The sequence below is a fragment of the Rothia sp. HMSC069D01 genome (genome assembly GCF_001810135.1).
In the GTDB taxonomy this organism is placed as follows: Bacteria; Actinomycetota; Actinomycetes; order Actinomycetales; family Micrococcaceae; genus Rothia.
Genome location: NZ_KV800108.1, coordinates 666268 through 679904 on the forward strand (window position 1 = coordinate 666268; position 13637 = coordinate 679904).

At 63.1% G+C, this 13637-nt stretch carries 7 protein-coding genes; 2 read left to right on the forward strand and 5 right to left on the reverse strand.

The features are described from left to right. Positions 1 to 225: 225 nt before the first annotated feature. Positions 226 to 2751: a DNA gyrase/topoisomerase IV subunit A gene (locus HMPREF2710_RS07130; RefSeq protein ID WP_070600332.1), complete on the forward strand. Its 2526-nt coding sequence runs from the start codon at positions 226 to 228 to the stop codon at positions 2749 to 2751. A gap of 161 nt (positions 2752 to 2912) precedes the next feature. After that, positions 2913 to 3686: a sulfite exporter TauE/SafE family protein gene (locus tag HMPREF2710_RS07135; protein ID WP_070600513.1), complete on the forward strand. Its 774-nt coding sequence runs from the start codon at positions 2913 to 2915 to the stop codon at positions 3684 to 3686. 131 nt (positions 3687 to 3817) lie between these two features. Here HMPREF2710_RS07135 and HMPREF2710_RS07140 read toward each other — a convergent pair whose 3' ends face one another. The 5 genes from HMPREF2710_RS07140 to cydB all read right to left on the reverse strand — a co-directional run bounded on the left by HMPREF2710_RS07140 (position 3818) and on the right by cydB (position 13623). Beyond that, positions 3818 to 7777 (reverse strand): thiol reductant ABC exporter subunit CydD/CydC, encoded by a 3960-nt coding sequence (locus HMPREF2710_RS07140; protein ID WP_246824551.1) that lies wholly within the window; start codon positions 7775 to 7777, stop codon positions 3818 to 3820. A gap of 184 nt (positions 7778 to 7961) precedes the next feature. Beyond that, entirely contained in the window at positions 7962 to 10211 is a 2250-nt protein-coding gene (locus HMPREF2710_RS07145; RefSeq protein ID WP_070600337.1) for an ABC transporter ATP-binding protein/permease, read from the reverse strand. Continuing rightward, the gene (locus tag HMPREF2710_RS07150; RefSeq protein WP_070600339.1) at positions 10208 to 11335 is read right to left on the reverse strand and encodes an efflux RND transporter periplasmic adaptor subunit; all 1128 of its coding nucleotides are present in this window, start codon (positions 11333 to 11335) and stop codon (positions 10208 to 10210) included. Before HMPREF2710_RS07150 ends, HMPREF2710_RS07145 begins: the two co-directional genes overlap by 4 nt. Before the next feature lie 63 nt (positions 11336 to 11398). Next, on the reverse strand, positions 11399 to 12334 hold the full coding sequence (locus tag HMPREF2710_RS07155; protein WP_083303512.1) for a multidrug transporter: 936 nt from the start codon (positions 12332 to 12334) through the stop codon (positions 11399 to 11401). 218 nt (positions 12335 to 12552) lie between these two features. Beyond that, positions 12553 to 13623: a cytochrome d ubiquinol oxidase subunit II gene (gene cydB, locus HMPREF2710_RS07160; RefSeq protein ID WP_070600341.1), complete on the reverse strand. Its 1071-nt coding sequence runs from the start codon at positions 13621 to 13623 to the stop codon at positions 12553 to 12555. Positions 13624 to 13637: the final 14 nt, after the last annotated feature.

Here is a 13637-nt window from a genome sequence, read left to right on the forward strand (position 1 = left end):
GTGCTAGTTAGGCACGCTCTGACGGCGCATATGACGTCATACGCACCCCGCGATATCTCTGCTGTCCGTTTGTCGTTACCCCGTTGGCGTTCCCTTCTGCGCTTTGATGAAGGCTCCGCTACGTTCTTGGTACACCCCACAGATGATGCTGACCAGCCAGTCCGTCTCATCCGCTACCACCCGCTAAAATAGGAGGAGCGAAAACACACCGACACGAGGAGATATATGGCTCGCCGATCCAAATCCGCCGTCAGCGACTACCCGGTGGATGTGGTAGAGAATATCGTCGACATCGACGTATCCGCCGAGATGGAAACCAGCTTCCTGGAATACTCCTACTCGGTGATTTATTCGCGCGCCCTCCCCGACGCCCGCGACGGCCTCAAGCCCGTGCAGCGCCGCATCCTCTACATGATGCAGCAGATGGGTCTGCGCCCCGACAAGGGCCACGTCAAGAGCGCCCGCGTGACCGGCGAGGTCATGGGTAAGCTCCACCCGCACGGCGACGCCGCCATCTACGACGCCATGGTGCGCCTCGCCCAGCCCTTCGCGCTGCGTCTGCCCCTCGTTGACGGTCACGGTAACTTCGGCTCCCTCGACGACGGCCCGGCAGCCGCCCGATACACCGAAGCACGCATGGCACCCGCCGCGCAGGCACTCACCGCAGACCTCGAAGAAGACGTGGTTGACTTCGTACCGAACTACGACAACCAGTTCATGCAGCCCTCCGTGCTGCCCGCAGCGTTCCCGAACCTGCTCGTCAACGGCACCACCGGCATCGCGGTCGGCATGGCAACCAACATGGCGCCGCACAACCTGCGCGAGGTCATCGCCGGTACCCGCCACCTCATCGCTCACCCCGAGGCGAGCCTCAAAGACATCATGAAGTTCATCCCCGGCCCCGACCTGCCCACCGGCGGCACCATCGTGGGTCTGGGAGGCATCCGTGACGCCTACGAAACCGGCCGCGGCACCTTCAAGACCCGCGCGAAGGTCTCCATCGAGCAGGTCAGCCCCCGCAAGCAGGGCATCGTCGTCACCGAACTGCCGTACATGGTCGGCCCCGAAAAGGTCATCGAAAAGATCAAGGACGGCGTCAACTCCAAGAAGCTCACCGGCATCTCCGACGTGGTCGACCTGACCGACCGCACCCACGGCCTGCGCCTCATCATCGAAATCAAGAACGGCTTTAACCCGGAGGCGGTGCTCGCCGCCCTCTACAAGCACACTCCGCTTGAGGACTCCTTCGGTATCAACAACGTGGCGCTCGTGGACGGTCAGCCGCAGACCCTCGGCCTGCTCGACCTGATGCGCGTGTACATTGACCACCGCCTGAACGTGGTCCGCCGCCGCACCGAATTCCGCCTGGGCAAGCGCACCGACCGCCTGCACCTGGTGGAGGGCCTGCTCGTGGCGATCCTCGACATTGACGAGGTCATCCAGATTATCCGTGAGTCTGACGAGACCGCTCAGGCACGCGAAAAGCTGAAGGCCGTCTTCGACCTGACAGACACCCAGGCGAACCATATCCTGGAGCTGCGCCTGCGCCAGCTCACCAAGTACTCCCGCCTGGAACTCGAGGCAGAACGCGACACCCTGCAGCAGGAAATTGCGGAATTGCAGCGTATCCTCGGCTCCGATGCGGCACTGCGCGAACTGGTCTCCGAGGAGCTCGCAGAGGTCGCCGAACGCTACGGCACCGACCGCCGCACCCAGCTCAAAACCAAGGACGAGATGCAGGTCGCCATTGAGGCGGTCACCGCGCAGTCCAAGGCGAAGAAGAGCCTGGGCCTCGCCCTCGAAATCGCGGACGATCCCTGCTGGGTGCTGCTTTCGGCATCCGGCATGATGGGACGAACCCCCGGCAAGCCCATCCGCGAGGCGCTCGTGGATCCCGGCAAGCGTTTCAAGCACGACGTGTTCACCTCGATTGTGCCGACCACCGCGCGCGGTGAGATCGGTGCCGTGACCTCCGCAGGACGCATGGTGCGCCTGTCCGTCATGGACATTGCGGTGCTAGACGAGAACGGCGGCACCCCCTCCATGGCGTCGGCGGTGAAGGCCGCCGAGCTGGTTCAGCTCGCCAAGGGTGAGAAGCTGGTCGCCCTCGTACCGCTGAACACGGTGCTGGCACTGGCAACCGCGGGCGGCGTGATTAAGCGTCTCAACCCGGAATACCCGCTCAACCAGACCGAGTGGGACATCATGAAGCTCAAGGACGGCGACGAAATCGTAGCCGCCGCCCCCTGCCCCACCGATGATATGGTGCTCACCTTCGTCACTCGCGACGCGAAGCTGCTGACCTTCGACGCCGCCAAGGTACGCCCGCAGGGACGCACCGGCGGCGGTATCGCAGGCGTTAAGCTTGCTGACGGCGACCGTGTGATTGCCCTGGGCGTGACCGCACCCGGTGACGCGGCGGAGGTCGTGACCGTCACCAACGGCAAGGACGGCCTGGCGAGCGCCAAGGTCACCGCCCTGAGCGAGTACCCGCAGAAGGGCCGCGCAACCGGCGGTGTGCGTGCGCACCGTTTCCTCACCGGTGAGAGCCAGCTGGCTCTGGCGTGGGTGGGCGTGGGCCCGGCGAAGGCGGCGTCCACCGGTGGTGTGGCTCGTTCCCTGCCGACCGAGTACGGTGCTCGTGACGGTTCCGGTGTGATGCTCACTCAGAGCATCGGCATTGTGGGCCCGAACTATGCGGCTGTTTCTGCTGCGATGGCGGTTAGCCCGGAGGGTGAAAAGCTCTTCTAGGCGCGCGGTTCACGGCCTTTCGACCTCAGGTTGTTTACAAAGCCGGGGGTGAAGACACGTTGTGTGTGTCTTCACCCCCGGCTTTTATGTGGTGTACCTTAAGTAACACAGCACACATTTATTGACGCATTATTCCTAGAGGATTTGTCGTGCTTGATTTAATGTCCGTCACACCAGAGTTATTTATCGTGCTCCTGCTCGCTGCCTTCTGTGCGGGATGCATCGACTCTGTCGTGGGCGGAGGCGGCATGATCCAGCTCCCCGCACTGCTCATGGCACCCGGATTCTCACCCGTCGCCGCCCTGAGCACCAATAAAGTTGCCAGTTCCATGGGCACTTTGACGAGTGCCTCAACCTATATTCGCTCACTCAAAATCCCGTGGAAAATCCTACTCCCCGTAGCGTTCGTGGCGTTCTGCGCCTCCGCCGCCGGCGCATACTGCGCCACGATCCTGCCGGCACATATTTTCCGCCCCGCAATTGTGGTGGTTCTAGCCGCTATCCTCGTCTTCTCGGTGCTACAACCGCGCATACCTCGCGGGCAGCCTCGCGCGCTCACAACCTCATCGTTCCTAGTGCGCGGCTTTGCGCTGGGTCTGATTCTGGGCGGCTACGACGGCATCCTCGGGGCTGGCACCGGCGCGATGATGCTCGTCGCCCTGCAGATAGCCATGGGCTACGATATGCTCCACGCAACCGCAGCCGCCAAGATTCTCAACACTGCCACCAACCTCGGCGCGCTCCTCTACTTCATTCCGCTGGGCTCAATTCACTGGCTCCTCGGAATCGCCATGGGATGCGCCAACATGGCGGGAAGCTGGGTTGGTGCCCGCACCGCAATTCACCTGGGCGAGCGATTCATTCGCCGCGTGCTCGTTATCGTTATGACCCTCATGCTGCTGCGGTTGAGCGCGCAGATACTCGGCTGGGTCTAGCTCTCTCCTCCCCACCCTCACCCGAACCTATTCGCGCACAAGAAATGCCCCGGTACTTTCACGAAGTACCGGGGCATTCCTCGCAGTTTCTTGCGTTCAATCTCGCCCGCGATGGCTACGCTCAGCTGCGTTTAGAGACGAACCACCTCATCGCAACGGGCAATATCCTCAGGACGGTGCGACACCAAAACCGTAGCCACAGAGCTAGAGCGGGTCGCCGCATCCAAGTCAGCCATCAGCGCACGGGCAGACTCAGCGTCCAGGTGCGCGGTCGGCTCATCCAACAGCAGCACCGGCGAATTCACCAGCAGGGCACGAGCCACCGCCAGACGCTGACGCTGACCACCCGACAGGAAAGAACCGCCAGCACCCACCGGGGTGCGCAGACCCTGAGGCAGAGCGTCAAACCACTCGCCCAGACCCACACGGCGCAGAACCTCAATCAGCTCTTCCTCGCTCGGGCGATCCGAACGGTCACGAGCCAGCATCAGGTTACCCTCAAGGGTCGACTCAAAAATGTGAGCCGCCTGCGGGCACCACGCCGCGTAGCCGCGCAGTTGCTCACCCTCCAGGACCTCACCGGAAGCCAGCACACGGCCGGACTCCAGCGGCAAGAAGCCCAGAACGGTTGCAAGCACCGTAGACTTACCGGAACCGGAGGGGCCGGTCACCGCAGTCCAGGAGCCCGCGCGGGCGTTCATGTTCAGGTCGGTGAAGACCGGGTGATCCATGCCGGGCCAGCGGGCGGCAGCGTCCTGCAGGCTCAGGGCGGGGTCGGTGACCTTCACGCCAAGCTCCTGCGGGGTACCGCAGCTGACCAGGGTGGGCTCGCCGGGCTTCGGCGGGCGCGGGGTATCGCTCTTAGAACCAGCCGCAGATTCGGGGCGGTCAAAGCGGTGAGCACGCTGACGGTCAGCCTCCAGCAGCTCCTCCATCTCGGCCTCCGCGCGGGCACGCAGACGCTCAACACGACGCGGCAGAACGTGGGTGTCCACCTCAGCCTCGGTCGGCACGGAACGCTTCAGGGTCGAGGTGGCGACAATACCCTCCAGGGATACGTCACGCACGCTCGGGGCAATCGTCGCGAGCAGGCGGCTGAACGCGGGCCAGGAGCGGACCGCCTCAACATGGCCCAGGGAGCTTTCCAGCATGCCGGTGCACAGCAGTACCACAATCGCCGCTTCGGGGGCACGCACGGTGCCGTCAACAGCCAGCGGGTACGCAATGACTGCGCTCGCCAGAGCCGCACCGAACCAGCTCAGAGTCACGAGGGTACGACCCACGCCCTGAGCGGTCGAGCCCTTCTGCAGGGCGGACAGGTTCTCGGCGTCCAGAGCGCCGTTAGCCTTCTCAGCGGTGGTTGCCACGCCGTTAGCGCGCAGATCCTCAGCCGCCGAAAGCATGCCGGTGCCCAGGCGCAGCATCTGCGCGGTGGAGCGGCGAGCCAGCGACTCCGCACGGGCATCAGCGCGAAGCACAATCCACGGAGCCACAAAAGTGCTAACCAGCACGGCAAGCAGAACCGGAATCAGAGCCTGCGGCAGGATGCACGCGGTCGTAATCAGCGCCGCGGTCATGACCAGCAGGTGCGCAGCCGGCGGAATAATAACGCGCGGCACGCCGTCACGTAGCTCATCAATACCGCCCACGAGGCGTTCGAGCAGCGCGTCACCACGCAGCAGGGCACGCACGCTGCTCACGCTCTGCCATGCGCCAACCCAGGCGCGCAGACGCAGAATATTTGCGGCGGCAAGAACCTTCGAGTGGGTCATTAGACGCTCAGCGTAGCGGGCGCAGGCACGACCCAGGCCGAAGAAACGCACGCCCACAATGGCGACCATCAGGTACATCATTGCCGGGCCCTCGGCGGCGCGAACAATCAGCCAGCCGGACAGCGCGGTCAGTGCCGCAGCCATCAGGGAAGTAATCGCAGCCATGATCACCGGGCCGGTTGCGGCGCGAACACCGATACCGGTCAGTTCCTTCAGGGTGTGCAGGCTTGCGAACAAGCCGGCAGGCTCGACTTCCTTGACCTCGGCAGCTGCGGAGGCGCCCGCCGGGGCAGTGCTTTCAGCCTCGTACTCTTCCCTGTCCTTGAGCAGGTGCGCGGGGGCTTGCGCGGGAACCGCAACGCGGGCGGTGTTCGCCTCGGCGGTCCAGGTGTAGCCCTGGGCGGTCTGAACGGCACGAACGAGGGTGTCGCAGCCAGCGGCGAGTTCCTGCTCGTGGGTCACGATCAGCACGGTTGCGCCAAGTTCCGCCAGGCGGTGCAGGGCGCGGGTCACCAGGTATGCCGAGTAGGCGTCCAGGTGCGCGGTCGGCTCATCCACCAGGACGGTCAGCACGGTCTGCTCACCGCCGGCACGGTAGATAGCCTCGGCACGAGCCAGGGTACGTGCCACGGCGAGGCGGCGCGCCTGACCTGCGCTGAGGGCACCGGGTTCAAGGGCGGTGAGCTTCTCCATGCCCAGCTGAGCCAGCGGACCAACCAGCAGAGCAGACTCGGCATCGGTGGCGGACAGCTTCTTGGAGTCCATCGCCTCACCGAGCAGAGCGGCTGCGCGCTCACGCTCAGCCTCAGTGGCACTGAGTGCGTAGAGCGCCATTTCGGTCTGCACGGTCGGTGCGGTGAAGACCGGCGACTGCGGGATGACCAGGGTGGTGCCCAGACCGGTCACGCTACCGGTCAGGTGCACGGGTTCCTCCGAGCCGGTGGGCACCAGGCCCTCACGCACGGCACCGGAGAACACGTTCAGCAGGGTGGACTTACCGCAGCCGGATTCACCCATCACGCCAATGACCGCGCCGCGCTCACCGTTGGCAGTGGCAACGCGACGGTCCAGGTTCAGCGACAGGTGAGTCAGCACGGCAGGACGCGCCGGGTAGCTCACCGACAGGTCCTCAACAGCGATCACGGAAGGCTGAGCCTTCTGTGCTGCCGAATCCTGGGCAGTCGAGTCCGCAGCGGCGGCGGGCAGGGGCGCATCAATAATCTTCTGGGCGCTACGCAGGGCGGCAACGCCGTCCTCCGACTGGTGGTAGGCGGCACCCACATCACGCAGCGGCTGGTAGCATTCGGGAGCCAGCAGCAGCACGAGAATTGCGGTGTCCAAGCCCAGGGTGCCGTTGACCAGGCGCACACCAATCAGCACAGCAATCAGCGCCACCGAAATGGTGGTGATGAGCTCCAGCGCGAGCGAAGACATGAAGGCGCTACGCAGGGTCTGCATGGTGCGTTCACGGTAGCGCTGACCCAGGGCGTTCATGGCGCGGGTCTGCGCACGTTCGCGGCCCAGACCGATAATAACGGGCAGGCCGCGCACAAGCTCCAGAATATGGTCGGAGAGGCGATGCAGTTCAGCCTGAGCTTCTGCGGTTTCGTCGCGGGTGTTCTTACCAATCAGGATCATGAACACCGGAATAAGCGGCAGGGTGCATGCCAGCACCATGGCGCTCATCCAGTCCAGGGATGCCACAACGACCCAGAGGATGAACGGCACAATCGCGGTGGACACGAACGCAGTCAGGGTCTTGGTGTAGTAGTCATCCAGAGCGTTCAGGCCGCGGGACAGCAGCACAGCGGTCGCGCCGGTACCTTCGGGGGTGTCTGCGCCACCGGTGGCGAGCACGCGCTTGAGCAGCGAGGAACGAATCTGAGACTTCGCCCCGGAGGCGGCACGCTGCGCGCTCACAGCCAGCAGGTAGTCGGTACCCGAGCGGACAAGCAGGGCAGCCACGGCGACCGCAATCAGGCCGGGGGTAATGGTGTCTGCGTCACCGAAGATACCACCGAGGCCGAGCAGCCAGCCGCCGTGCGCCTCCAGCTGTGCCTGCGCGGAGCCAGCGAATTCGACGTAGGCGCGGTACACATCCGGCGCGCTGGTCTCTTTGAGGCGCGCGTGTTCGGCGGCGACAGCGGCGAAACCGGCGTGTGCCGCACGGGCAATAATCACAGCCAAGGCGGCACTGAAAAGTACCGTCGCGAGGGTGTGCACAGCGGTGATAACACCGAAGGTGCTGAGGGTTTTACGGGCGTCAGGGCCCAGGGGCGGGCGACGGTCAGCGCGGTCGTTGCGCTTTCCCGCGGTCACCTCTGGTGCCTCAGTGTTCTGATGTTTGTCAGCATGACGCGGTGTGTGCGTTCGACTCACGTGTTGTCCTTTGACCTAGTCTTCTGCTGTTTTTACCTTCTATCAGTTTAAGGGCTGGGCTATCTAATACCTATTTGACCAGTTAGGTTTCAGATATTTGGTTGCCCCCCACCCAGCGCTATCTTTAGCCGCGCATCGCGTCGGCGGGGCTCTTGCGGGACGCCACCCACGCCGGGTACGCCGAAGACACCAGACCGGTAAGGGCGCCAACGCCCACGCCGAGCACCACGAATCCGGGTGAGAGAACCGCCTGCCAGCCTTGCACGAGCGAAAGAATAATCGTCGCAATCATGCCGGAGCAGGCGCCGATGGAGCCGCCGAGCACACCAAGCATGACGCCCTCCATGAGGAAGATGCGGGCAATCAGCCATTTACTCGATCCGATGGCGCGGCGCAACGCAATCTCTGCGGTGCGCGATTGCACGGACAGGTACATTGCGGTTGCCGCCGAGAGGGAGGCAAGCACCAGCAGAATACCGGAGAGCACACCCACGTACAGACCCAGATCCGAGGCGATAGACGCGCGCAGGCTCTGCAGGTCGGAGGGGGTTTCCACGTTAATCTGGCTGGGTTCAGCGGGCTTGAGCGTCAGCGGAATTGCCTTGGCGACCGCCTTGCCGTAGCCTCGTTCGGTTTCGGCAATGTAGGTCACCTGGCCGCGTCCGGTGCGCTGAAGGGTGCCCGGCGAGACAATGACCGTATTCCTGAATTCGTAGCCGCTATTGCCGGGGTCGAAAAGGCCGACGACCGGCATCAGCTGACCATCCACCCAGATGCTCACACCGGGTGCCACCTGCGGCAGTCCGCCGAGCTTAATGCCGTACTCGACGGCGGGTAGCTCGCCGGGGCGGGGCTCGGTTGTGGCGTTATCTGCCGCTTTATCTTCGGGAATAATGCCGAGGGCGCGGGCAGCGGAGACCGAGACGATAGCGCCGGAGAGCTGCTCGGCGCGTTCACGGTCGGCAACGTTCTCCTGGGTGAGGGTCGAGTTCATCTGTTCAAGCGCACGCAGGGTTTCGGGGTTCATGCGAGCACCGATTTGCTCGAGCCTGGTCTTCGAGGTGGAGCTGAGGCCAATCGCCGTTTTGGGTTCGTCCTCGTAGGGGCTGAAACGGGTGATTCGCACGTCCGCTGGTGCCACGCTGCTGACGAATCCGGTGTTCTTCACGTAGTCCAGCGCGCTAATGCGGTCGGCAACATTCTGCGCGGATTCGCCCTGCCGGTAGGTTCCGAGCATGTTCTGGTCATTGTCCCTGTCGCTGATGTAGAGCGTGGATTGTTCGGATCCGAGCAGGCGCTGGTTCACCTGGTAGCTGGCGGATTCGCTCATGCCGGAGGCGCTGATGAGTCCGCCCACGCCCAGTGCGAAGGACAGGCCCAGCAGCAGGGTGCGTAGCGGTCGTGAGGTGAGCGCGGAGATCGCCTCGATGCTGTCGTCGGTGAGGAAGCTTCCGCGGCGATGCGTAGCGGGCTTCTCCCCCACAGCGAGGGTGGCGGGGGCACCTACCGGGGCACCTACCGTAGCTTCTGCAGGGGTATCCGTTGTAGCCGGCACAGCCTCGGCAACCGGCACCTCAGCGACCGGCACCGTAGCCAAGTCGGCGCGGCTCTGCTCGTGCAGCTGCCCATCCTCAATGCGGATCACGCGGCGGGCGGCGGCGGCAACCTCCGGGTCGTGGGTAATAACCAGCACGGTACAGCCGGTCGCGTTAATGCGCTGAAGAATCTCAATGACCTTGGCGCTATTGTGGCTGTCCAGGTTGCCGGTCGGCTCGTCGGCAAGAATCAGCGGCGGGCGCGTGGCGAGGGCACGGGCAATGGCGCAACGCTGCTTTTCGCCGCCGGAAAGGTAACGGGTACGGATGCTGGCGCGGTCGCTCAACCCCAGAAATTCTAGGGTTTCTTCGGTGCGTTGCAGGCGCTCGCTGTAGGGTACGCCCTGCACGCGCAGACCCATGGAGGCGTTGGTTGTGCTGGTTTCGTCCAGCAGCATGTTTGAGGATTGGAAGATGAAGCCGAGGTGGTCTCGGCGCATTTCGTCGCGTTCTCTGTCGCTGAGTCCTTCCGTGTTTTTGCCAAAGAGGCTGTAGGTTCCGCTGGTGGGAGTGTCGAGCAGGCCAATGGCGTTGAGCAGGGTGGATTTACCGGAGCCCGACGGACCAATAATGGCGAGGAATTCGCCGCGTTCCACCACCAGGTCGAGGTGGTCGAGGACGGCTCGTTCGCTCCCCTCGAAAACACGGGTAATGCCGTGCATTTCAATAGCGGGCGCGGTACCGAGCCCGGCGGCAGGTGTAGCGGCGGACGCTACGTTGGGCGCAATTGTAGGCGCACGTCCTGGGCTTGCGTCTGGGGTTCTCTTACGGCGGCTCATGAGACAAGCACCTTCTGTCCCGCGCTGAGGTTCGCGTTGATTGCGGCATATCCGCCGGCGGTGCGCAGAACCTCAACATTGACTCGTTCGGTGGCGGGCGCATCCTTGCTGGTCGAGGTGGAGCTTCCGCCCTTTTCAACGAGCACGTAGGTGCCCTGGGAGTCCTGGCGTACCGCGGTAGTCGGCACGGCGAGGGTGGTTGAGGTGTTGCCCTTGCTGGTGATGGAGGCGCTCTGCCCCGGAGTGAGCTTGCTCGGGTCGTCGGCGCTGAATCGCACGCTCTTCGCCGCACCCTTGGAGGGGTCGTTCTGCAGCTCACCAATGCTGGTGATGGTGCCCTCCACGCTGCCGGTAGAAGTGCGCAGGCTAACGCGGTCGCCGGCCTTGAGCTTATTGGCAACGGAGAGCTCAACGCTGGATTCCACGTAGGGTTCGCTGGTTTCTACACTCGCGATGGGGTTGCCGTCGTTAATGAGCTGGCCGACTGCCGCAACTGCGGTGACGGTGTGGCTTCCGCCGGGCAGAATCGCGTAGTTGTTACGGGCAATGCTGGTGACCCCTTCGCTGGGCACGCCGGTCAGGTGCGCGCGGTGCAGGCGCGTGACGGCGTCGAGGGTGTCCTCGGTGACGGTGCCGCTCTGAGCGGTGGCGTACCCGGCGGAGTTCAGTGCCTTCTGGAAGGCGAGCACGTCGTCGCCGTTATCGCCTAGGTTGAGGTCGCGGTACAGCGGCAGCGGCCCTTCCAGCACGAAGACGGGGTCGGCGCCAATAATGCCGATGAAGTCACCGGCTTTGAGCACGTTACCGGGCTTCTGGTTCTGGTAGACGAGCACCGGCTCACCGTTGGTGCGCGCGCTAATCGGGGCGGTCTCCCCAGCCTTGGTGGTTCCGGCAATGGCGAGGCCCTCGCTGACGGTTCGTTCTTCAACCTTCGCCCAGACCGGAATCACGGTTTTCGCCTGCACGGCCGGGTCGGGGCCCGTGGCGGCGTAGCGGGTGCCCAGGTAGAAGGACAGCATGAGCGAGCCGATGGCGAGGATTGCCAGCAGCAGGAGCACGCGGGGTCGGGCGATGCACTCGCTGAAGCGGTGACCGCTGTTTTGGTTCTGTGAGTGAGTGGTCATGGCGGTGTCTTTCTGAGCTGTTTTTGCGCTGTCTTTTGTGGTGCTGTCTTTCAGCGTCCCGGTTTACTGGTGCTCCATAACGTACTGCTTGAACTTCTCGTCACGCTCACGTTCTGCCTTGCGTTCCTGCTCAAGCTGCGCCTGGTACTTGCGGATGAGCGGCATCTGATACTGAGCTTCCAGGTCGTAGAGCTGCTGGCTCATGCCAACCTGTTGGTTGCATTCGGCCATGATGGTGGCGATGCGAATTTCCTCTTCGGAGGCGGGCTCGTTGAAACCGCCGTTCTTGCTCAGCTGCTCATTCAGCGGGCTTTCCTCGGCGACATAGCCTGCCTTATTGGGGGTGAGGCCGCGGTCAGAGACGCACTGCTTCCACTTCTCTTCGAGCTCGCGGTGCAGTTTGCTACCGTAAACGGCATTGCCCGCCTCGGTGGAGATACGACTGTATGTGGACTGCACGTCATTCTCGAGCCTCTTACCTTCGGGCACCGCGGCGTCCAGGGTCTCGCGGGCCTTGTCAAGACATTCGGTGCGAAGCTGCTCCTCGGGGCTCAAGCTCTCCGGTGAGCTAAAGGAGATGGGGGCGGCGTTGGGGTCTCGCTTCTGAAAACCGTACTTCTTGGCGTACTCGACGTTCCAGGGACCGTACTTTCGGCCCGGATCGCCACTCGGCGCGCTTTCAGATTGGGAAGCTTGGTCGGGGTCGGTGTAGCTCTGCCCGTGTTCGGCGTAGCACTGCTTCATGGCGATTTGATGGGCCGTGTATTCGTAATGAGTGCCCCCCTCGTAGTAGGGGTAATCGTCCAGGGGCATCTTCACGATGTCCTGTTCCGCGTCAAAGACGGCGTGGACGCTTTCGTCACGTTCCAGCGGCGGGTTGAAGAGCGAGCATGCGCTCAGCGGGAGCACGCCGATGGCCAGCAGGGCACCCGTGGTGAGCAGGCGGCGGCTCATGCCAGTGCGAGAAGTAGCTCCGGTGCGGCGGTTGGGGGACTTCATCGTCAAACTCCTTATCGTGAGAGTGAGTTGTACACCACATTACACCTTTTACTCCCTGTCACGCCCGAATTTCGGGGGGGGTGTGCACCAAAAAATTTTTGCGCGCCCACTCGCCTGCCGCAAGCTGCATCCTCTGCGGGAATATCCTCTGGGGACATAGAAAAATCCCCCGAACTTCTCAGAAGAGAAATCCGGGGGATTCTTCAATCAGCTACAGGCTACTTGGTCGGCAGTTCAGCCAGTTCGGTAGCGTCGTGTGCTTCGGGGATGTGATCCACGTGCAGACGCTTACGGAAGACCCAGTAGGTCCATGCCTGGTAGACGAACACGACCGGCAGACCAAGGCAGGTCACAAAGGTCATAACGCCCAGGGTGTACTCGGAGCTGGATGCATTCGCAATGGTGAGCGAGTATGCCGGGTCCAGGGTGGAGGGCAGAACGTTCGGGTACATTGCGGTGAAGATTGCCAGCGCACCGAATGCGAGGAACACGGACAGGCCTGCGAAAGCGCGACCCTCACGGCCACCCTTTGCGGAGGTCCAAGCAATCAGAACAGCAACCACAGCTAGGATGGTGCACAGCCAGGAAATGCCGTTACCGGTGGTGAAGTCCAGTGCCAGAACCCATGCAACAATCGGCAGCAGCAGGACGGGAGCCCAGCGTACCAGGATGTTGCGAGCACGGTGGCGGATGTCACCGTCGGTCTTCAGAGCGATGAAGGCAAGACCCTGAACCAGGGAGAAGCCAACGAAGCCCAGACCGCCGAGCAGAACCGGCAGGGAGACCCATGCGAAGGCGCCGCCGACGCGGTCGCCGTTCTCGTTGATGGGCAGACCCATGGAGGTCAGACCCAGCAGAGCACCAACGAGCAGTGGGATAAAGAAGGAAGAAACAGACAGAGCGATGTTCCAGTTACGGATCCACTTCTCGTCGTTCTTCTTGCCGCGGTATTCAATGGCGACCACGCGCAGAATCAGGAAGACCAGCGCGAGGGTCAGGGGGATGTACAGAGCCGAGAAGAGGGCTGCGTACCAGATGGGGAATGCAGCGAACAGAGCTGCACCACCGGTCACAAGCCACACCTCGTTACCGTCCCAGACGGGGCCGATGATGTTCAGCAGCAGACGACGTTCCTTTTCGTTCTTTGCGAACTTGGAACCCATCAGCATACCGACACCCAGGTCAAAACCGTCGAGAATCATGTACATGATGAAGAAGACACCAATGGCAGCAAACCAGAGGGTGGGCAGACCAGGCTGACCGGCAAAGATATTGAAATCAAAGTTCATGGTGAATCAATCCT